We start from the raw sequence: 1,414 nt of genomic DNA, 5'->3' as shown, positions 1-1,414 counted from the left end.
GAAGGCGTCGGCATTCAAGGAGCGGCTGACCCAGCCCACGATGAAGCTGTCGTGCTGCCAATGCTCCAGCGTGCCCACCAACTGGTCGGTCTTGGGGAACTGCAGGCGCAGCCGCTTGCCGGCCTCGACAATCACGACATCGCCCTACCAGGGGTCGCGATAGGTGGTCGCGTAACTGCGCAGCGGCAGCGACGGCGCGGTCCGCGCCGTCGCTGCCGCTGCGCAGTTACGCGACCACCTATCGCGACCCCTGGTACGGCGATGTCGTGATTGTCCAGGACGGCAAGCGGCTGCGCCTGCAGTTCGCCAAGACCGCCCAGTTGGTGGGCACGCTGGAGCATTGGCAGCACGACAGCTTCATCGTGCGCTGGGACGACCGCTCCTTGAATGCCGATGCCTTCGTCAATTTTGCGCTGACCCCGGATGGCGCGGTGCGCGAGATGCGCATGGAGCCGATTTCGCCGCTGACCGATTTCAGCTTTGATTTCCAGGACCTGGTGCTGACGCCGGTGCCGGCGAGACCGCTGCGGGCAAATGATGCAGGCAAGCGCGGATGGCCTCTGCGCCTGGCGGGCCCAAGCACGTAGATGGGCTCCGTTAGCCATCGGCAGCCGCGCGCTATCGAAGTGCGGCAGGTCCGGTTACGATCTGCGCACTTTCCACGGATGTTGCCGCACGCATGACCACTCCGCAGATGTCGGTGTACTTCTTTTTGCAGGCTGCTGCGATTTTGTTGGTGTGCCGGCTGGTCGGCATGCTGGCCAAGCGCTTCTGGCAACCGCAGGTGGTCGGTGAAATGATTGCCGGTGTGATGCTGGGGCCCTCGTTGTTCGGCATGCTGGCGCCAGGCGCGCAGGCGGCTTTGTTCCCCAAGCAGACCATGGACGTGCTGTACGTGTTCGCGCAGTTCGGCGTGGGCCTGTACATGTTTCTGGTCGGAACCGATTTCCGCGGCGACCACTTTCGCGCGCGCTATCGCAGCGCCATGAGCGTGTCGATGGCGGGCATCGCGGTGCCGTTCCTGCTCGCGTTTGCCATGTGCCCGTGGTTGATCAACGTGGAAGGCCTGTTTTCGGAAAAGGCCAAGCTGGCCGAAGCGTCGCTGTTCCTGGGCGCGGCCATTGCAATCACCGCCTTCCCGATGCTGGCGCGCATCATCCACGAACGCGGTCTGACCAATAGCCCGTTGGGCACCTTGGCGCTGACCGCCGGCGCGTTCGACGATGCCGCAGCGTGGTGCATTTTGGCCGTGGTGCTGGCCAGTTTCGGCGGCAGTTGGGGCAGTGCCTACCTGGCCATCGGCGGCGGCATCGGCTATGCGGTCTTCATGATTTTCGTCGGCCGGCATCTGCTCAAGCGGCTGGCAGATCATGTGGTGCCCGGCCAGCCGCTGAGCAGCAGTGTGTTGGCGTGG

At 64.4% G+C, this 1,414-nt stretch carries 2 protein-coding genes and 1 pseudogene; 2 read left to right on the top strand and 1 reads right to left on the bottom strand.

Annotated elements, in window-relative coordinates:
• A partial coding sequence (locus XAXN_RS23755; protein ID WP_425511889.1) for a DUF3471 domain-containing protein occupies positions 1-135 on the bottom strand: 135 nt, incomplete at its 3' end.
• A 47-nt stretch (positions 136-182) separates the two neighbouring features.
• On the opposite strand from XAXN_RS23755, the pseudogene XAXN_RS19835 reads away from it, so the two are divergent.
• Both XAXN_RS19835 and XAXN_RS19830 read left to right on the top strand, forming a co-directional pair.
• Positions 183-587: pseudogene (locus tag XAXN_RS19835) on the top strand (DUF3471 domain-containing protein); the annotation flags it as partial.
• Positions 588-679: 92 nt separating this feature from the next.
• A partial coding sequence (locus XAXN_RS19830; RefSeq protein ID WP_209018953.1) for a cation:proton antiporter occupies positions 680-1,414 on the top strand: 735 nt, incomplete at its 3' end.

Origin of the sequence: Xanthomonas axonopodis, from assembly GCF_001304695.1 — a bacterium.
Classification (GTDB): domain Bacteria; phylum Pseudomonadota; class Gammaproteobacteria; order Xanthomonadales; family Xanthomonadaceae; genus Xanthomonas; species Xanthomonas axonopodis.
This window is presented reverse-complemented; position numbering and strand designations above follow the sequence as displayed.